This is a genomic window from Treponema sp. R8-4-B8, assembly GCF_054786175.1.
The window spans coordinates 141,756-161,044 of the sequence record NZ_BDHE01000484.1; the positions used below are offsets into that span (position 1 = coordinate 141,756).

The window sequence follows — 19,289 nt, forward strand, 5'->3', positions numbered from 1 at the left end:
TTCTAATAAAGGAAGAACAAATGGGACAATATGACAGTTGGGATTATTTAACCAACTTTATAAAAAAGAATATCGCTAATTTTCAGGATGAATTGGCAAAGCCGCCATTCGCTATAAAAACCAAACAGCATGCGGCTTGCCCTAATCTTTACATGTTCAAATACAGCCAGTTCGAGTCGGACTTTACCAATCCGATTGTCCGCTGCTGCCGCGGCTCTGTCTACGATATTCGCGATGACGGTACTGTCCGCCCCCTGCTTATGCCGTTTTTTAAATTTGCCAATTACGGAGAGGCGGGCGCCGACCCTATCGACTGGATAAACGGTTTGTATGTGCGCGAAAAACTTGACGGTTCCCTCATCAAGCTGATAAAAGTTACTGAGCGCGAAGGGTTCACTCAGAATTATGATTTGTGGACAACCAACGGCAGTTTTGAAATTGACACGGAAGTGCCTGAGTTTTATCCGGTTGAAAACGATGAAAACCTCCCGCCGCCGCATACTTTCGCTTCGTTACGCGATTACGCCTTGCGCGGCCATGAAGAAGAAATAAAACGTCTGCCGCAGTTGTGGACTTTTATGTTTGAGCTGACATCCCCCTATAACAAAATAATTGTTCCCTACCGTGAGACAAAACTGACTCTTCTTGGCTGCCGCGATCCTCAGGGTACGGAACATACTCCCGAATGGGCGGTAAAAAATTTCGCTCTTACTTTTGACACTCCAAAAATTTATCCGTTAAAAAACATAGACGAGATAATTGAGCACTGTAAAGCCATTATCACTAACGACCGCGAAGGCGTCGTGGTACAGGACGGGAATTTTAACAGAATAAAAATAAAATCCGAACATTACCGCGGTCTTTCTTCCCTAAAAGGGGAAGATCATTTTTCCGATGAAAAACTGTTTACGGCGATCAAGGAAGAATGGATTGACGACGCTCTTGCCGCGTGGCCTGAAATTAAAAAGCGTACCGATGAAATTATCGCGGAATGGGTAGATTTCAGGCATAAAGTAAACTCGCTCTGCGAGAAAGCGAAAGATTTTTATCAAACCTGCAAAAATGACTTTCCCGGCGACCCCAAAGAGGCGAAAAAGCGTTATGCGCTAATTGTCATGGGAAAATACAAGCCGTTTTCCAGTTTTCTTTTTGAAACGGTCAAGGAAAACGGGGATATTGAGCATGATTTTAAAAAGATAGAGTACAAAGAATTAAGAAGCTACTGGATGCCGGCAAGGCGTGTAGATGAACAAACCCCAATCGCCCCGGCGCCGAACAGCTCTCCCACGACGAACAAACTGAGGCGAGCTTCAGCTCGTCGTCCGCGCCGCGGCGCTCAAGCATGCACGCCGAAGGCGTGTGGATGGACAATACGGCACAGCGTGGCGCTAAATAGAATCCCCATTTAGAATAAACGCGCCGAACCTTTAGGTGAGGCAGTGCGCCCGGACCAAAGCGAGGTATGTAACACTTTTTAGAAATGTATTTAATCGCCATTAAAACCCCTCACTTTCATTGTCTGCACTTTGAAAAATTTTTGAATTAGGGCAGTAAGTAACGGTTTTTGTGTCGGAATTTGAGTATTAATAGCCATTTTTTGTTTCATTAAGAGTATTTTATCATTTTTGGGAAGTCTGTCAAGAGGCTTTTCGGTAACATTTCTATTTGAGGCAACTAGGTAGGAAATTGGGGGTATTTTCCTAAAATAAAGAGTAAAAAAACCATCCTTTAGGTAATATCCTGAATACGCAATGCCCCACTATCAGCCTAAATGCCTATTACCGTCTGACCACTAAAACATATAAACAGGGCTTTTTCTATGATACTTTTTTCATGTGTTTTAGTGGTCAGAATGTATGCCCAAACCAAAAATATTGAAAAAATTCCTCGCTAAGTAAAAGCCGGGCATACGCAAAGCCCTGCCGGTGATCTTGGCGTGGATCGCCTACCAAGCCACGCCAAAGCGTGCGTAGATAAATGTCACGCCACTAATCACCGGAAGGGCTTTGCGTATGCCCGGCTTTTATATAGAATGTTAATTTTTTTTACTATTGAATTCTTTGGGCATACATCGTGTAGAAGAAAAGCGGATTACAGTGAGACGACGATCTAACAGAATATACTCTTACTTTTTTCATTCTTCATTCTTCATTCTTCATTTTTCATTTAACTAGCAAGGGCTTTCCTCTGCTTCTCCACATACCCTTCCTGTCCTGCGGATAGATTTACAAGCCGTTGTTTTAACAGGGCTTTTTCTATTGAGTCTAGCCCTGGGGTTTTGAGTATGTTCCGCAGCCTTGCCTTGTGGGAATGAAAGGCGATGTGAAAAGAGTCCTTCGGGAAACCTTTTACACGGTAATCTTTATCGTGGGGAATGCAATTTTCAACATTTTGATATTGAGTTTTATCCTCTACAGTTTTAAGGGCAAGGAAAGCGTCATCAAAAAATCGAATTGCTTTAGTTAAACTGCTTATGCTGTCTTTGTCTGACTTTTCACAAAATTGGAGTTCCTGAGATATAAATGTGTATTCGGCTAGTAAGATGGTTTGTGGATCGGCAGTTGTTGCCAACCTTTGGTTTGAGGCTTCTTGAAAAGAAGACATAGCATTTGCAATGCCAATTTCATAGTTTATCCTCCCTTCTTGTTCTTTTCCTCTGGTGGCAAAACCTTTGCGGCCTGCGTCAATTTGCATTGCGGCATTTGCGATATTATTTGCTAATGTAATCAGGTCCAAATTCAGCCTCTACTTCCGATAAATTCCAGTTGTATCTCGTAAAAAATTCCATACCGACTTTCTCTTTCATTATTTTAGCAATGTAAGGGGGTAAAGGGATTTTCTTTATAAGACGATCATAGCCTTCCATATCTCCGGCTTTCCATAATTCCGCGGCTTTACAGCCAATAGCTAATTTCTCATCAAGGGTCATGGTTTGCGACATATAAATCTCCTTGATTTAAGTATAACAGAAAATCCATATAACAACTACCCACTATCAAGAACAAAGAAAATCCGCCCTCTTCATAAATTCATTCGAAAGCCTCTTCTCCCATTTAATGGAAAAACTGACAGGAGATTGCGATTCCTTAAATTCTTTCAGTATCGCGCGAATCCCGTTGATGTTCGGGTTTCGGGTAACGTTTACCATGTTTCCGTTTACCTTCGCCATAATCGCCTGAGAATCGGTAACTAAAATATAGTTACCCGGATGATCTTTCGCGTACTGAACGGCGCGGAAAATTCCTTCGGATTCGGTGTCGTCGTTGGTGGTGGAAGCGGAAATCCCGAAAAAACCGGTCTCTTCAAAAATTATTTTGTTATCTTTAACAACCACATACGCCCATTTTTCAAGGCCGCCGTCGGTGTAGATGTAAATATATTTGTTGGAACCGCTTTCTCGCGCTTTACCCTTCAAAATCGCCGCCCTGCCCTACGCTATCCATTGCCGGCATCCAGTAGCTTCTTAATTCTTTGTACTCTAACCTCCATTTCACCGCAATTTTCTCGCTTTTTTCGGAAAAAAGTCTTTTTATAACGTTTCTTCATATAAATCAATCGACGTACCCCCAGCCATATCAGGAGCAATAAAATGAAAAATTACCAATTATTAATCAGAAATGAACAATTATCAATAAGCGAAGTTAGCAAGCGCGGCGGCCTGCCAAGACAAAGCTCACAAACAAAAACATTGTTCATTGCTAATTGCTTACCGCACCCAGCCCATCGTCCGCTTCTTCTTACTCTTCCATTTCTTCTTTTTTCTTTTTTCATTCTTCTTTCGTCATGCAATTTGTTCACTGGACCAAAGGTTGACCTTTTTCAAGTAATCAGTGACGAGGTTGATTGGGCTAACGCGGCGAGATTGACAGTAACCGTGGCCGTTCCTTCGGGGTGGGGCAACAGCCCGCAGTTTGGGGACGGCAAATGCGGCGATACAAGGCTGGGCTACCTTTTCAACGTGGAATTTACCCCCAATTCGGGATACGGCTTCCGGGGGTGGCTGGCGTTTAAGAGCAGTGAATATAACCAACAAGAAATAATCGCTATGGGGTACGAACAGGCGCTTGCCGAATCCTTGAACGGAAATGGCGTTGAAATAACTGACGGGGAAGTTACCAATACCGGCGCGTATCCGGGCGGCGTTACCATCCGCGTCAACGCGCCAGTTACGCTTATCCCGTTCTGCGACAACCGACCTCAAGTTGTCCGCTCCAACCCGCCGCTTATACCGGCGATAACATCCTTCCCCTTCGACCAGACAGTCTCCGTCTATTTTAACATGGCGGTAAAACAAAGCAGCGTGGTCATGGGCGATACGGTTAAGGTGAGCGCCGTCTACGCTTCCGGGCTGGATAACGGTAATCCTTTTGAAAAATTTTCGGATGGGGTAAACATCGACAACGGCGACATTTCGCAATACTTCACAGTCTCGTTCCCGCAGGCGGATGTCATGTATCTTTCCGTAAAAAACACGGACGGTTATTTCGGTTATGATCTGAAGTTGCTCAACATCGGCGTGGAAATAGGGCCGGGCGTGCAAAACCTGAACGGAATAACGATGCCCGCAGTTCAGACCATAACGTATCTTACCAATTCAAGCGAGGCGCAGAAAGTTTACGAGGCGTTTAACATACAGGCGCGGCGAAGTGAAACGGGCGGCGAACATGACACGGCATGGTTTCAGGACGGGGAACGGTGGAACGACCCTGACATAGACCGCCGCTTTAATTGGAAAAACGCCCAATACGACACCGTTTACATCAGGTTTACAGTAACCAACCCCGAAGGGGTAACGACGCTTCCAAACCGTTTTATCGTTTCCGAACAGGTTGCCTATAGTTTAAACGGCCTGTCCGCTAGCGGAACCGCCACGCCCAAAACATACCGGGACCTTACCCCCGACGGCGGTTATTATTACATAACCCATAAACTGGAAACCGCAGTCCCTGGAATTATCCGTCTGGTAATACGGCCGTGGTATGAAGACGCGGACGGCGCCAACAACATAATGGAGCAGGATTATAACGAGGCGGTGAACCTTTTGCATTTTATAACGGCGGTAATGGATACGGAAGCCCCCGGCGGATCGATGACAAGCCTCGGAGCGGAGATAACGGGCGGCGTGTTGAATGATGACGTTTACACCTTTAACGCCGCGTCGGACATGACCTTTGCGCTTAACAGCATTGACAGGCTTTCCGACAACGCGGGCGACGGCATACCGTATTCGGGCGCGTATAACAAACCCTGGACGATGGACGAATGGGCCAAGCTCCAATGGCGCGTATGCGTCAACAATGTTTCGGGTGATACCTACACTGTGGACTCGGGCTGGCTCGACGTTCAGACAAATCAATACACCGGGGGCTTTTCAGGTTTGACGCAGGGGGTTTCTTATACGGTTTACGTATTATTCCGCGACACGATGGGGAACGTGTCTGGCAGAGCTTCGGGCGGGACGATTAAAACGATAGCCGGAGCGCCCGTTTCCGCCTCGGGATTGAGTGCGGTTGTAGACCCGACAGGAAAAGGGATAAAGCTGAAATGGACGACAAATCCAAATGCTGAAAACAACATGACGGGGGCGCGCGTTTACATCAACGAGATAGAACAATCGGCGGAATCGGGAACGGGCGCAAAGACAAGAGATATCGTTTGTACGCAGATTAACGCTGACGGCGTGAGAAGCGGACAGGCGGTAAGCAACGTCCAAAAATACGTCATCAAAATAATAGCGTATAACGCCGCCGGAAGCGCGGCGCCTGTAACGCTGTCGGTCTGGAACATACCGGGCATGAGCGTGAGCCAGACCGAGCCGGCGGTTGAATTGACGGACTCAAATTTCACGTCGGCATTGGCGGCGGATTCAAGAACTTATGTCCTTACTGAAAACGCCGACTTGGGCGCTTGGACGCCGACGGGAACATTTACCGGCAAGTTTTACGGTAACGGGCATACCGTTAACATTAGCGGCTTAACCGCCGCCGAGAACATGGGCTTGTTCGGTGCCGTGTCCGGCGAGACCGCCGTTGTCCGCGATTTAACCGTGCAGTATTCGGGAAGCATAACCCGTTCCGGCAAGACCCGTTTCGGCGGGATAGCCGCCGTTATGTCGGGTAATGCAAGATTGGAAAACACGCTGGTTTTGGGCGATGTTTCAGTTAATGTAACCTCTGACGACGATATGGAAGTTGGGGGCTTCGCGGGAAGAATGAGAGATTCGGCAAGCATAAAAAACGCCTACGGCGGACTTGATCTTAAGGTGGAACACCTCAACGCAAGTACAGTAGAAACAAAAGGAAGCTCCATTTACATGGGCGGTATAGCGGGAGTTATTACGGGTGACGGAATAAATGAAGGCTTAATGGTAAACGTTGATAATGTAACAGTTGTAGGAAATATCAACATTACTGCCAATGTCTTTTTTGGTACTTATGAGTTCATGATCTATGATGAAGGTCTTATCATAGGCGGGATTGCGGGCTTTGTTTTCGATGCTGTAATAAATGATTCCCTTTACAGGCAGGGGGACATTACTGTAGATTTAATATCAGGAAATCTCAATATGGGCGGCGCCTTTGGGATAATTGGATTTTCAGAAGCGATTCTATCATATGATGTAAAATTTGCAGAATTGTTAATTGAGACCCCGCTTGCCGCCGAGATAAACAATTGTTCCGCTTTTGCCAGAACAATTAATATAATAATAAGAAAAGGTACCGCACCGGAAGTAATTGGAGGTTTCGTAGGCCAGTTTTGTCAATCAAAAATAAATAATTGTTATTCTGAAAACCAGATAAATGTAAATGCAGATCAATCATCATTGTTTGCACAATTATATACAGGAGGTTTTGTCGGTTATATTTTAAATTCCAATATTTCTTATTGTTATTCAAAAAATGATGTAAATGTCTATGTTACTAAAAGCGGAACATATGCAAGCGGTTTTGCAGCTCGGGCAGATGTTAGCACTATAAAATACTGTTACGCTTCGGGAAATGTGAGCTTGGTATGCATATCTGAAGGTGAAGACGGAATAGCGGGGGGGTTGGCAGGTCATACTGGTAGTTCGGTAGTTGAAGGTTGTTACTCTCTGGGGAATGTGTTTATAGATTCAAATGGCAGCTACATGTCTGCCGGAGGCTTAATTGGGTTTGCAGCAGGCGGTAATTATAAAAATAACTTTTCTGCGGGCGCAGTAACTGCTCAAGTTGATGGTGCGGCAGGGGGGCTTTTTGGTACTTTAAATGGTACTTCTCAAAATAATGTTGCTTTGGGTACAAGCGTCACTATTACATCTTCCGGTACCGCAATAGGGCGGGTCTATGGTAATAAAAATGGTACTTCTTCAACTAACAACTACGCTAACAGTGATATGACGCTCTTAAGCCGCACAAATAATAACGCGGCATGGAATACTACGACTGTTACCCCGTCTGCGGGGGGAGCCGCCACAAAAGACGGCGACAACAAATACGAAGGCGATTTCCGCAAACCGACTTTCTGGAAAGGTCTGGGTTTCTCCGACGACGACTGGATTTTCTCCACCACGGTCGGCATGCGCCATCCCATTCTCAAGACAAAAGACGGCAAAGAGATGGGGGGACAGAGGTAGGGGAAGTTAGTGGATAGTATGTAGTATATAGTAGGTAGATAGCGAGGTTTGCAAGCTAAGCGTGATGTTATCAGGCGTGGCTTGCGAACAACAATACTAACTACTATTCACTAACTACTAGTAGTCAGTAACATCTAAAACTTTACAAAGCATTGTTCCCAAATTTTCTCTCGCAAAGGCGCAAAGGACGCGAAGTTCCTGTTCGATGCCTCATTATTGATCAATATATATAATTTTAACTACAAATCTTGAAGGAAAAACGACGATCCTACGAACAACAACCTTTGCGCCTCTGCGCCTCTGCGAGAGGTCTTTTTGTAAACTTTTAGTTGTTACATTGTACTAGGGGTACGCTCGGTGTCAGGCGATGAAATTTCGCCTTATTTATTAAGTTGACAAAATATCAATATAATGATATATTAATAAAAATAATTTTGGAGGTAAATTGATGCCGGCAATACGGAAAAGCGCTGATTTACGGAATAATTATAGCGAAATATCGGAATTTTGCCATAATTATAGAGAACCTATATATATTACAAAAAACGGTCAAGGAGATTTGGCTGTAATGGGTATTGAAGCGTATGAAGAAATGAATGGCAGACTTGAATTATATCAAAAAATTCTTTTAGGTTTAAGCCAAATAAAAAATGGAGAAACAGTTCCAGAAGAAAAAATAATGAAAAAAATTAAAAAATATGCCAGCGTATAATTTAGCATTTTCAAAGATAATAGATGAGGATATTGAAAAAATAAAAAGGTGACTGTCACCCTATTCGTAAGAAGAAATTAACTTGAATGAAACAATTCGTCGCTTTCGCCTCAAAGATCACTAAGAGACAAAGATCACAAAGTAGTAAAACCCCTATTACCGCTAGAAGATGTATGCCGAATAAATTCCTTGAGTACAGGGCAATTCGGCTACGCCGAATTGCTAAGGAGTTTTGCCAAAGAAAAAGCTCCTGTTTCTATTGGAATTTTTTCCTTTGGTAAAGCTCTATGCTTTTTATTGTTTTTCGTATTTGGCAAAACTCCAGACTGTGATGTTCCTATTAGCCCTAGAAGATGTATGCCGAATAAAATCCTTGAGTACAGTCAGGGCAGGCTGCCGGTGGCAAAAACATCTTCTGGAATTCTCCGCCGTAGGAGACTTGGGAATAAAACAAAGAAAATTCAGAGAACAAACGTCCCTGACCACTTAAATGCGATAAAGGAATAGTTTTTATACATTAAGAAAAAAGTAATAAAGGAATTAAGTATTTATAAATTTATCGTAATTTTGCATTTAAGTGGTCAGGGAAGGCTCCGTAGGCGGTATCCTCCAGAGTTTTTGCCACCGGCAGCCTGCCCTGACTGTACTAAATAAATTCTTTAGGCATACATCGTGTATTAAATACGCATTGTACCCACCCCATTGAATATTATTATAATATAAAGTAAATTAGTAAGATAACCAATTTGTTATAAAACATCATAAGGAGGAGTAGTTATGATTCTCAAACAATTTATAACAAAGGGGATTATTTTGCTCATTTTTCTTTTGCTCCCCTTCTCTTGTAAAAAAGAAAACTGGAAACCCGGAATGCCTCTTGCAAAAGAAAATGTAAAAATAGGAGTAGTCCACATAACCGACCCTTTTTCTGAAAGTTCCGGTTACGCCTACTCTCATCAGACAGGCATAGAGGAAATGAAAAAAAACCTTGGTTTGACGGACAGCCAGATACTCTACAAAACCAACATAGACGACGTTGATTTAATAAGCATTGAAAACGCCTACCGCGAACTCATCGCGCAAGGAGCCAACATTATTTTTTCACCAAGCTGGGGTTATATGGACACCTGCGATAAACTCGCGCGGGATTTTCCGTCCGTCATATTCGCCGTCATAGGGGACAAATACAATGACACAAACCTTACCAATTACTATGGTAAAATTTATCAGGCGCGTTACCTCTCAGGCCTTGCCGCGGGCATGAAAACAAAAACAAACAAAATCGGTTTTGTAACCGCGTGGGGAAAAGATAATAGCGACGTAACCGGAGGCATAAACGCCTTCGCGCTCGGAGTAGAAAAGGTAAATCCAAAAGCGCGAATTTACGTCAAAGTTACCTATAGCTGGTTTGATCCAATGGGAGAGGCGTTTGCAAGCCGCGCCCTAATCTTAGCGGGCTGTGATGTCATCGCTCAGCACACGGATACGCCCACGCCAATGATAGAAGCCGAAAGAGCCGGAGTATGGGGAATAGGCTACAGTACCGATATGAGCGCCGACGCCCCCAATGCGGTCATCACTTCGGTAATATGGCGCTGGAGCGCGTATTATACCTTCCTTGTGCAAAGCGTAATAGACGGCACGTTTAACACAGTCCCTTGGTACGGTTCGCTGAAAGATAGGGTAGTAGACATCACCCCCCTTAATAAAAATATCACCCTGAACGCGGAAACAGAGCGAATAATTGACGAAGAGCGGCGGCGCATTGAAGACGGCGAGTTTGACGTGTTCAGCGGAGTGATGGAAACCAACGACGGCAAAAGTATCGGCAGGGAAGGCGGAAACCTGACCGAGGATGAAATCCGTAACGGAATGAACTGGTATTACCGCACGGTGGCAGAATGAAATTATTTACCATGCCGCGTTTAGTATCGCGTAACAATTACCTACAGTTGCTATTTGTGTTCGCCGCGTTTGCGCTCATGGCAATCACATCATTTCTATTTATCGGACGCATATTGCAGAACCGCCTGTCAAGCGAGGCAAACGGAATTCTGTTTTCCGCGGAATCAAACGTGAGAGCCGGACTTTCGGAAGCCGAAACAACCCTCCTCAATTCCTATTACATCATACAAAATATGATAGAACAGAACGCCGAACGGCAGGAGATAATTGATTACCTTAGCCTCACAAACGAATGGCTTCGCAAACGCGATCAGGGGCTGATGATTTACGATGGTATTTTCGCGTATATAAACGGGGAATTTTACGACAGCGCCGGACTCAGGGTCGCCTCTGATTTTATTCCGCAGACGCGCCCCTGGTATCAGATAGGGATACGAAGCGGCAAATCAGTCGCCTTTACCGTACCATACAGAGATTTGCGAAACGGAAATACCGTTATGTCCGCCGTTCGGAATATCGACTTAAAAAATGGCGATATGGCGGGAATTATCGTTTTAATCATTAAAATTGATTGGCTGGTAAAATATGTGGATTCGCTTTCACTCGCGTCAGGCGGATATGGAATGTTACTCAGCCAAAACTTGACTTTTATGACCTATCCTGACACAGCGTTCATAGGCCGCCAGTTGCGGGATTTAGGCGGCGATTATCTTGACATAGCCAGAAAACTGCGTTCAGGAAAAGAAATGTCAGCCGTCAGAATAAAAAATTCAAACGGCAGTTCCGCGATTGTTTTTTTTAAACGTATTTTTAACAACTGGTATATTGGGATCACAACCCCTCTCTCGCGGTTTTACTACGATCTTTATAGTTCCGCCCGCATACTCATCGTGTTAGGGCTGGTTCTCGCCCTGTCGCTGGGCGCGATACTGCTGCGTTTAGCTGTGGCGAAAGGCCGCGCCGTAGAAAAATCCCTCAGTCTTGAACGCGCGCTGTTAAAAACAATGGCGGAACTGGTAGATTGCAGAGATGACGTAACAGGCGGCCACATAGACAGAACGCAGCGGGGGATAAAAATACTGTTAGACGAAATTCGCAGAAACGGCGTTTATAAGGAAATAACAAAAGACTGGGACATAGACCTGATAATCCAATCCAGCCAATTGCACGACATTGGCAAAATTTCCATAGAAGACAAAATCTTAAAAAAACCCGGCAAGCTCAGTGACGAAGAATTTAACGAAATGAAAAAGCACACGACATTCGGAGAGCAAATAATAACAAAAATAGAGAGCATGACGAAAGAAAATGAATTTTTAAAATACGCTAAAATTCTCGCCGTCAGCCACCATGAAAAATGGGACGGCACAGGTTACCCAAAAGGGTTAAAGGAAGATGAAATTCCTTTATTGGGACGCATCATGACGATTGCCGACGTATACGACGCGCTTGTTTCCGTAAGATCATATAAAAAGGCGTTTACTCACGAAGAAGCCGTTAAAATAATAGCAGACAGTAAGGGAAAACAATTTGACCCCTGCCTTATAGATGTTTTTCTGGCAGTTGCTGACAAGTTTAAAAGAGTTATGGTGTGACATAAGCCGGGTAGAGCGGAGGATTCGTAGTTACGGGGCTGTCCAATAAGTAAGAAAATAACCACGGAGAACACGGAGTTTTGGTACAAAAATATTCTCTTCTTCTGTGTAACTCCGCGTACTCCGTGGTAAAAACTCTCGGAATAAAAACAAGTAAAAAAGCTGGACATTTATTATTTTTTGCGTTATATATATAGTATCATGTGTACCCTTGCGGGTATTGGACAAGAACAAAAACATAGTTAAGTTGTGATATATTAAGTAAAGTTTTGAAGTTTTCCGTTTCTTGCCGCTCCTTTTTAACTTTAAGGAGAAAAATGATTACGGAGGACTTATGTATTTATCTAATGAACATTCGCAGTATTCCCGATGGGAATCAGAAACCGCGCTCAAAGAATCCCTTTACAGGATAGCCAAAGATGAACCCAATCCGAAATACGGCGGCATACCGTTATACGCCGATGAGGAAGCGGTCTATGTTGAACATGAGGACATTCATTCGCTGATAATAGGCTCGACAGGTTCTAAAAAAACCCGCTTGATCGGCATGCCGTCACTTCAAGTGTACGCGATGGCGGGAGAATCGTTTATAACGACCGATCCTAAAGCCGAATTATACCAAAAAACATATCAATCACTGAAAGAGCGCGATTACAAGATATTTCTGTTTAATTTGCGAGAAACCCTGCGAAGCAACGCGTGGAATCCGTTAAAAATCCCATACTTGCAATACCGCAATGGTCAAAAAGACAAAGCAACTGAGTCTGTTATTGATATGGCGGGCTGTATCGCCAAGTCAGGAATGGCAAAAGAAACGTACTGGGAAAACAGCGCGGCTGACGTGCTTGCGGGGCTGATTTTGCTTTTGTTCGAGTATGCGGATGAAAACGAAATACATTTTAGAAGTTTACGGACATTAAGGAAAGAGGCATTTAAAAATACTAAGGAAGAATTAACATATATTCAAGAATATTTTTTATCGCGTCTGGATAATTCGACATTCCTTTGTTCACTTTTATCGGGGTCTGCGGAACTGAATGACCATACCCGCAGTTGTGTTATTTCAGAATTTGATCAAGCCATGCGCCCATTTTTCTGTCAGGACAACCTAATTGACATGCTTTCAGGTAACGACTTTGTGATAAGCGAGATTGGCAAAACAAAAACCGCCGTATTTTTAATAGTGCCTGATGAGAATACTCTGTACAACGCGCTGATCAGCGTATTTGTAAAACAGTGTTATTCGGAACTTCTTAACGAGGCCGCAAAACATCCTAAAAACAGGCTTCCAATACGCGTTAATTTTCTTTTAGACGAATTTTCCAACCTGCCAACGATTACTGATTTTCCATCAATGATAACCGCTTCAAGAAGCAGGAACATTCGTTTTAACCTGATTATTCAAAACCAAAACCAGCTTAAAAAAAGATACGGATGTGACGCGGAAACGATTAAAGCCAATTGTGAGAACTGGATATTTTTGCACAGCAGGGAATGGGAGCTTTTGGATGAGATAGTGAAGCTGTCGGGGATGAAAAGCATTGAGGAACCTTTGGTGTCCATGTCGATGTTGCAGACGTTGGACAAAGAAAAAGGCGAGGCGTTTATTCTGCATAAACGTTTTAATCCGTTTATCACCCATTTAATGGATATTGATAAATATCCAAACATGGCGGCGGAAGAGCGGGATGTTCCATATCCTGAAACTGACAGTAAAGCGACAGCGGTTTTTGATTTTGAAAAATGTTGCTGTATGATGGCCAATGAAAATAGCGAACCGATATTTATCAGCGAATTGCCAGAGGATAACGAGATTGAGGAAGCTGATAATGAAGAGGTAAAGACAAATTCCGTTTTAGAAATGACTCTTGACAGGTACGGAGCAAGCGTCGGGAGCGGATGGCACGGCCTTCTTGCGCCGATCTTTGAAGAAATCAATCTGTATAATAAAAATAATAAAGGCGATGAAATACGGATTTACAACATAAAGGAAAAATACGGCACTCTCAATTTAGATGTCAGAAATTGCCCCGATTACATAGAAGGCATGATTTCAACAGCCGAAAAAGAAAGTGGTCACGTATGCGAAATGTGCGGAACGCGGGGGGAAACGGTAGAAATTAATGGATGGTACACGACTCTGTGTCCGCGTCACGCGAAAGCGAAAAAAGCGGCGGGAATTAATTATAATCTGGAGTCAAAACTGTACAGGAAATTCATGGATACTTATGAGCGCGGCAGGAGGTCTGGCACGTACACTCCTGTCATCAATAAATGCAAGGAAGAAAATTGGTTTATTACAAAAGAAAAAGTGGACGGAATATTGCTACCGTTAAACTGGAGAGGGAATATGAAAAAACTAACTTCTATGTGAAAAACGGGAATGAGTTTATTAAACACGGAATATGCGTCCAATGGCATGAAAATAAAGACAAAACATTGCATGAGGGGTATTGGCACGTAATGAAGGAGAATGAAATTGAAACCTACTGGATTCTTGAAAGAAAAACCGCTGAAAAAGAGGCCGCGAAACTGATTTTTTCAAATTGGGGTAGTAATCCCAATATGGAATTGAAATGAGCGGGTGAAAGTCTTGAAGGCGAAAAGTCATGGGTGAATCCCGATATGGAATGATGGGAGTGGAAAGCAGGCAAATGTTAGACTTTTAAAAGAACCTCTTTTCTAGCATTTTTTCTTTTTTACTTCTCATGTTATTATTTCCCATACGCCCACATATTAACAATATGCCATACAGTTCATATTGTCAAGTAATTTCTTTTAAGTTAATACCTGAAAGAGTGTCGAAGGTAACTTGAGCGTGTCCTTTTTTGGGGGAATCAATAGCCGCCGTCATCACAGATAACGGCTACCTGACTCGAAATTGTTTTACTTTTACGCTTCTATCTCTTTCGGTCTGCTTTTTGGCTGGGTATTTAAGGGCTTCATTAAAAGAAGAGTCTAGCTGTTGGTTCAAGTTATCAACCGCGGTTTTTGCTTTTTGCCTAAGTTCAAGCAAAACAGCGGCAGAGGAGGTATTTAATTCGTTTTTATTTAAATGGTATGGTACGAACAGTTGAAAAACATCCATATCAAGGGCTTTAGCAAGCCTTGTTATTGATTTATCGCTTATCCACATCCTGCAACCTTCGATGGTGTTAATCGTCTGAACGGATAATTCGGCGGCTTCGGCAAGCTTTTCTTGAGTTAACCCTAGAAATTCCCTTCTTGATTTGATATTTTGCGCCAAAATACGCCTGATTTCTTCATATTTGTTTTTCATGCCACTAAAGATAGATTATTTTCATTTTTTTTATTGACAAGTTGGTAATATTGGGTTATAATGCTAATAATACCGTAAGAGGTTTTGTAAAAAAACACATTGATTTTTAGGCTTATGAGGGCAAGCAATTAAAAATGTGGGAAGAAAAAAATTATGAAAAAACAATTAACATTTCATTTTTTATCTTTTCTATTTTGGAAAAACGCCAGATAAATCGGCTTTTTATATTCAAAGTCTGAGGACTATAAACAAGGAGTAAAAGATGACAAACAAAAAATTGACGAAAAGAGCATCTATCGTACTGCGTAAATTGCTAACCGTAATATTACTTGCAGTGGTATTCGTCTTCTCAATGGTGGCCTGTACTGGAGGCGGAGGAAAAAGCATCAACAGCGCCGATGCGCTGAAGGCATACCTTGACAGTCGGCCTGCAAATAGTTCGAGTAAACCGATAAAAGTTGCTATGAAAATTAATGACCAGATGTTCGGGAAAGTAAAGGAAGCCATAAATTCAGCAAACAAATATATGAGTCTTGATCTTTCCGGCAGCCCATTAACCAGTATTCCAGCCAATGCTTTTAAAGGTTGTACCAACCTTACCGGCATAATCATACCCAAAAGCATTACCAGCATTGAGAAAATGGCTTTTTATGACACCGGCCTCACTAGCGCAACCATAGGAAGCGGCGTTACTAGCATTGGGGAAAGCGCTTTTGGCAAATGCAATAGCCTTACTAGCGTAACCTTACCGGACAGCGTTACCAGCATTGGAAAGAAAGCTTTTGAAAGTTGTACCAGTCTTACTAGCTTAAAAATAGGAAGCGGCGTTACTAGTATTGAATTGGGCGCTTTCGATACATGTACCAACCTTACCAGTATAACAATACCGGACATAAGGAAAACTGCACGTTTTACCTAATTACAAAATAGACCGTTTCCGTAAATGCTTATCCCATAAGGAATTAGCGTTGCTGATTTTTACGCTATAAATTATGGGAATTCGGTGTAATCACAAAAGACATCATATTCCCAAAAAAGAGGTAGTTATGAAGATTCATAATGATTTTACCTTGTATTTTAGGGTTACTTCTTCGGGTAAGCGGGTTGTTTATTTCTACGCTTATGATGAAAACGGCAAGCGGACGCGGGGCAGGTCTACGGGGCAGACCAATAAGACGGCGGCTAGGGTTCTGGTAAACAGGCTTTTGAAAGATGGGGCGTTGTTGCCGAAAAAAGACGATGTGCCTACCTTCGGCGAATATTCCGTGAACTGGTGGGATTGGGAAAATTGCGAGTACCTGAAAAAAAGACGGAAAAGGGCGAACCTGACGCAAAGTTATTCTGACCACATGAAGCGGAATTTGGATAAGGTTATTTTGCCGTATTTCAAAAACATGAGAATGGACGCCATTACCCCCGCCGTGATTGAGGCTTTTCTGGACAGCCTTATAAAACAAAAATATAAAAACACGACCATTAACGGCTATTACGGAACTTTCAAAACTATGATGATTGAGGCTGTGGAACGTGGGATAATCGCTGTTGACCCTACCGCCAAAGTGGAACGGCTTATAAATGACCGAGCCGAAATTAAAATTATCACTCCTCTTGAATTCAAAAAATTATTTGTGGGCGATTGGCGCAAAGTGTGGGAAAACAGCCATATTACCTGTACCGTGAATAAAGTGGCGGCGTTGTCTGGAATGAGGGTGTCGGAAATTTTAGGTCTTAAAGGGAGTTGCCTTTTTGATGACCATATCTACGTTTGTATGCAACATGACAATTACGGCTACAGGCTGACTAAAACAAAGGACAAACATAATATTCCGCTTCCCGCTTCTTTGATTGCCGATTTGAAACTGTTGAAAGAAAAAAGCGGGGACGGATATTTATTCTCTACGGACGGCGGCGGCAGCCCCATTTGCCGTAAAACAGTTTTAATGTATCTGCGCAAGGCGTTGGTAAACATCGGCATTAGCAGCGCGGAAATAAAAGAGCGGAATTTGCATATTCACGCTTGGCGGCATTTTTTCAATACGGAAATGCTAAAGGGCGGTATGACAACGGAACAAGCGCAGGCGATAACCACGCATAAAAGCGAAAGAATGACGGAAAGATATACGCATTTTGACCCTCTGGAATTTGTGAAGGCGAAAGAAATACAAGAGGCGTTGTTACAGCCAGTTCAGGATAAAACGCAAACAGCGGAAATGCCGCCTAATATTTTTTCTTTTCCTGTGCAAAATACACAGACAGAGGAACGGAAACAGGCTTAAGCGATTTACTTGAACCTTATCCCTCGCTGACGGTGGCGGGGGATTTTTTTTGCCCTGATAAAAATTGCGTGTTTATCCCAATTACTTTTGCGTCTGGCTCTATGAAAATAAAACCATGCGTATGATTTCCAATTTTACCTAAATACTGATAACGCTAAAACCTTTATTTTTATTAAGCGATGATAAATGAGGAAGGCTGGTTGAAATTGCCGTTTCCAAAAATTCTAGGAAACTCCTATATCTTTTTGAATTGCCAAAACTTATTTTTATTTGTATGCGGAGGAAGCATAAAGGCTTATGAAAATAAGGTTAAAAGTTGGACTAAATCCAACTATCTTTATGAAAATGCAGCGGGTATTTTTTATGTATGGGAAGCGAATAAGAATAACGGGGAAAAGACGGCTGAGAATTTATTTTTTACTGAAAATTGCACTAAACAACAGTATCGCTTTGAAGCGGCAGGATTTATTTTTAACTTATGCGGGGGGCGTATGGAAACTTATTGGAAAGTGAATGAAGCGGCGGCGGCGTTGCAAGTGTCGGTTAAGACCATATACCGGTATGTGGCGAATGGGGAGATACCTTTTCACAAATTGAGAAGGGCGGTGCGGTTCAAGCCTTCCGAGATTGAAAACTGGATGGAAGGCAAAAAAACGGAGGCGGTGAAACATGAAATGTAAATACTTTGAAGAGTGTTCAGCGCCTATATGCCCAATGGACGCAGGGGCGGCGCAGTCGGCATGGTTCGCCGATGAGCCTGTCTGCCGTTTGCAGGACGTTCCCGAATGGGTTAAACGTCAGCGGAAAATCGCAAAAATGGGCGTGTCCGCTATAGCGGGATATTTTACCCTTGCCATGCTTGAACGGCGTTGCGTTATCGGGAAAAAGATGTCCGGCATAGACCCTGACGCAACGGACGAGGAACGGGAAACCGCCGAAAAAAACTGGCTTTGCGGGCATCCGACCGTTAAGGCGAAAACAAGCGAGGAGAGGGAAAAATTAGCGGAGCGGATGCGTTCTTTAAGGTCAATCCGTCTTGAAGCGGAGGGGGAAAAACCCAATTCCGCTCAGGGGAAAACGCAAACAGAAGAAAAAAAGGTGAAATCATACGGCAAGGACGGGCAGGGCTGTTTTACGCCTTGTAATTTGAATAATGGCGGGGGATAAAGAAATGAGCGGAGGGGTATTGGTGCTTACTAGGGCGGTGGGACATCATGCGGAGATAAAGAAGTGGCTTGAGGCGTTGGGTTTTCAGAATGTTACCGTTACTGACAAGGATAATAACGCTTTAAATACCGTTATCTGCAATAAAAACCCAAGTCTTGTTATTATTGACAGTTGGTTTTATCATATCTGTACTGCTGAAAGGATCAAAAAGCTGTTAGAAGTGTTTCCGAAGTTGAATATAGCCGTGGTTTCAAACCATGACTTTCCCGTGAGTTATGCCCCTTGTTTCATCTGGTCAGGGGCGAAGTCGTATCTCGATATGTGGGAAGATAATAATGAATTTTACCGTGGCTTGCGGATTGTGCGGGAAGGCGGACAGTATATTTCCCCGAAGGTTCAAGAAATTATAGATCATTTTGATGAATATCCTGACGCTAACAGCAAAGTTACTAAAAAGGAGAGGGAATGCCTTGTCATGCTGTGCAGCGGATTTACCATTGAGCAAATAATGGAAGAGCTGGATATAGCAAAAAGCACGGTTTATAACCACCTGAACAGTTTATATAAAACTTTTCATGTCCACAGCCGTGAAGAAATGATCGCGCTTGCTTGGGAAATGGAATTGGTGACTCCTAAAGATATTAGGTTTTATGACGGGAAGAAAGAATGTCTGCCGATCCCTAAATGGGCTGAGGTGAAAAAGAAATGCGATAAATTTTATACAGATTGATTTCAGCCA

Annotated in this window: 16 protein-coding genes; 12 read left to right on the forward strand and 4 right to left on the reverse strand. The window is 43.1% G+C overall.

The window, feature by feature from the left end:
* Positions 1-20: 20 nt before the first annotated feature.
* Positions 21-1,409, forward strand: coding sequence for an RNA ligase (locus ACYVRA_RS11785; protein WP_461252904.1), 1,389 nt, complete (start codon positions 21-23; stop codon positions 1,407-1,409).
* 757 nt (positions 1,410-2,166) lie between these two features.
* Here ACYVRA_RS11785 and ACYVRA_RS11790 read toward each other — a convergent pair.
* Genes ACYVRA_RS11790 through ACYVRA_RS11800 form a run of 3 tightly spaced genes read right to left on the reverse strand, consistent with a single transcriptional unit; the run spans position 2,167 to position 3,415 of the window.
* Positions 2,167-2,736 carry a hypothetical protein gene (locus tag ACYVRA_RS11790; RefSeq protein ID WP_461252905.1) on the reverse strand — a complete coding sequence of 190 codons (570 nt, stop codon included), beginning with the start codon at positions 2,734-2,736 and terminating at the stop codon, positions 2,167-2,169.
* Entirely contained in the window at positions 2,711-2,941 is a 231-nt protein-coding gene (locus ACYVRA_RS11795; protein ID WP_461252906.1) for a hypothetical protein, read from the reverse strand. Before ACYVRA_RS11795 ends, ACYVRA_RS11790 begins: the two co-directional genes overlap by 26 nt.
* Positions 2,942-2,995: 54 nt before the next feature.
* Positions 2,996-3,415: a hypothetical protein gene (locus ACYVRA_RS11800; RefSeq protein WP_461252907.1), complete on the reverse strand. Its 420-nt coding sequence runs from the start codon at positions 3,413-3,415 to the stop codon at positions 2,996-2,998.
* Positions 3,416-3,589: 174 nt separating this feature from the next.
* On the opposite strand from ACYVRA_RS11800, the gene ACYVRA_RS11805 reads away from it, so the two are divergent.
* From ACYVRA_RS11805 to ACYVRA_RS11830, 6 genes are all read left to right on the forward strand, one after another.
* The gene (locus ACYVRA_RS11805) at positions 3,590-7,615 is read left to right on the forward strand and encodes a GLUG motif-containing protein (protein WP_461252908.1); all 4,026 of its coding nucleotides are present in this window, start codon (positions 3,590-3,592) and stop codon (positions 7,613-7,615) included.
* A gap of 448 nt (positions 7,616-8,063) precedes the next feature.
* Positions 8,064-8,327, forward strand: a complete 264-nt coding sequence (locus tag ACYVRA_RS11810; RefSeq protein ID WP_461252909.1) for a type II toxin-antitoxin system prevent-host-death family antitoxin — start codon at positions 8,064-8,066, stop codon at positions 8,325-8,327.
* 777 nt (positions 8,328-9,104) lie between these two features.
* On the forward strand, positions 9,105-10,232 hold the full coding sequence (locus tag ACYVRA_RS11815) for a BMP family ABC transporter substrate-binding protein (protein WP_461252910.1): 1,128 nt from the start codon (positions 9,105-9,107) through the stop codon (positions 10,230-10,232).
* An 11-nt stretch (positions 10,233-10,243) separates the two neighbouring features.
* A complete protein-coding gene (locus ACYVRA_RS11820; protein ID WP_461252911.1) occupies positions 10,244-11,827 on the forward strand; it encodes an HD domain-containing phosphohydrolase in 1,584 nt (527 codons plus the stop codon).
* Between the two features lie 334 nt (positions 11,828-12,161).
* Positions 12,162-14,201 (forward strand): VirD4-like conjugal transfer protein, CD1115 family, encoded by a 2,040-nt coding sequence (locus ACYVRA_RS11825; protein WP_461252912.1) that lies wholly within the window; start codon positions 12,162-12,164, stop codon positions 14,199-14,201.
* A complete protein-coding gene (locus ACYVRA_RS11830) occupies positions 14,198-14,407 on the forward strand; it encodes a hypothetical protein (protein WP_461252913.1) in 210 nt (69 codons plus the stop codon). The genes ACYVRA_RS11825 and ACYVRA_RS11830 overlap by 4 nt, the downstream gene beginning before the upstream one ends.
* Positions 14,408-14,693: 286 nt before the next feature.
* On the opposite strand, the gene ACYVRA_RS11835 is transcribed toward ACYVRA_RS11830, so the two are convergent.
* Positions 14,694-15,107: a helix-turn-helix transcriptional regulator gene (locus ACYVRA_RS11835; protein ID WP_461252914.1), complete on the reverse strand. Its 414-nt coding sequence runs from the start codon at positions 15,105-15,107 to the stop codon at positions 14,694-14,696.
* A gap of 262 nt (positions 15,108-15,369) precedes the next feature.
* On the opposite strand from ACYVRA_RS11835, the gene ACYVRA_RS11840 reads away from it, so the two are divergent.
* The 5 genes from ACYVRA_RS11840 to ACYVRA_RS11860 all read left to right on the forward strand — a co-directional run bounded on the left by ACYVRA_RS11840 (position 15,370) and on the right by ACYVRA_RS11860 (position 19,280).
* Positions 15,370-16,026 (forward strand): leucine-rich repeat domain-containing protein, encoded by a 657-nt coding sequence (locus tag ACYVRA_RS11840; protein WP_461252915.1) that lies wholly within the window; start codon positions 15,370-15,372, stop codon positions 16,024-16,026.
* Between the two features lie 127 nt (positions 16,027-16,153).
* Entirely contained in the window at positions 16,154-17,383 is a 1,230-nt protein-coding gene (locus tag ACYVRA_RS11845) for a tyrosine-type recombinase/integrase (RefSeq protein ID WP_461252916.1), read from the forward strand.
* Positions 17,384-17,628: 245 nt separating this feature from the next.
* Positions 17,629-18,063, forward strand: a complete 435-nt coding sequence (locus ACYVRA_RS11850; RefSeq protein ID WP_461252917.1) for a helix-turn-helix domain-containing protein — start codon at positions 17,629-17,631, stop codon at positions 18,061-18,063.
* Positions 18,053-18,550, forward strand: coding sequence for a hypothetical protein (locus ACYVRA_RS11855; RefSeq protein WP_461252918.1), 498 nt, complete (start codon positions 18,053-18,055; stop codon positions 18,548-18,550). The genes ACYVRA_RS11850 and ACYVRA_RS11855 overlap by 11 nt, the downstream gene beginning before the upstream one ends.
* Positions 18,537-19,280: a response regulator transcription factor gene (locus ACYVRA_RS11860; protein WP_461252919.1), complete on the forward strand. Its 744-nt coding sequence runs from the start codon at positions 18,537-18,539 to the stop codon at positions 19,278-19,280. Before ACYVRA_RS11855 ends, ACYVRA_RS11860 begins: the two co-directional genes overlap by 14 nt.
* Positions 19,281-19,289 lie beyond the last annotated feature (9 nt).

Excerpts from the sequence above, each read along its gene's own strand:
- ACYVRA_RS11815 (WP_461252910.1), top strand. The coding sequence starts at position 9,105 with ATGATTCTCAAACAATTTATAACAAAGGGGATTATTTTGCTCATTTTT.
- ACYVRA_RS11820 (WP_461252911.1), top strand. The coding sequence starts at position 10,244 with ATGCCGCGTTTAGTATCGCGTAACAATTACCTACAGTTGCTATTTGTG.
- ACYVRA_RS11860 (WP_461252919.1), top strand. The coding sequence starts at position 18,537 with ATGGCGGGGGATAAAGAAATGAGCGGAGGGGTATTGGTGCTTACTAGG.
- ACYVRA_RS11795 (WP_461252906.1), bottom strand. The coding sequence starts at position 2,941 with ATGTCGCAAACCATGACCCTTGATGAGAAATTAGCTATTGGCTGTAAA.
- ACYVRA_RS11825 (WP_461252912.1), top strand. The coding sequence starts at position 12,162 with ATGTATTTATCTAATGAACATTCGCAGTATTCCCGATGGGAATCAGAA.
- ACYVRA_RS11810 (WP_461252909.1), top strand. The coding sequence starts at position 8,064 with ATGCCGGCAATACGGAAAAGCGCTGATTTACGGAATAATTATAGCGAA.
- ACYVRA_RS11835 (WP_461252914.1), bottom strand. The coding sequence starts at position 15,107 with ATGAAAAACAAATATGAAGAAATCAGGCGTATTTTGGCGCAAAATATC.
- ACYVRA_RS11840 (WP_461252915.1), top strand. The coding sequence starts at position 15,370 with ATGACAAACAAAAAATTGACGAAAAGAGCATCTATCGTACTGCGTAAA.
- ACYVRA_RS11785 (WP_461252904.1), top strand. The coding sequence starts at position 21 with ATGGGACAATATGACAGTTGGGATTATTTAACCAACTTTATAAAAAAG.
- ACYVRA_RS11805 (WP_461252908.1), top strand. The coding sequence starts at position 3,590 with ATGAAAAATTACCAATTATTAATCAGAAATGAACAATTATCAATAAGC.
- ACYVRA_RS11855 (WP_461252918.1), top strand. The coding sequence starts at position 18,053 with ATGAAATGTAAATACTTTGAAGAGTGTTCAGCGCCTATATGCCCAATG.
- ACYVRA_RS11845 (WP_461252916.1), top strand. The coding sequence starts at position 16,154 with ATGAAGATTCATAATGATTTTACCTTGTATTTTAGGGTTACTTCTTCG.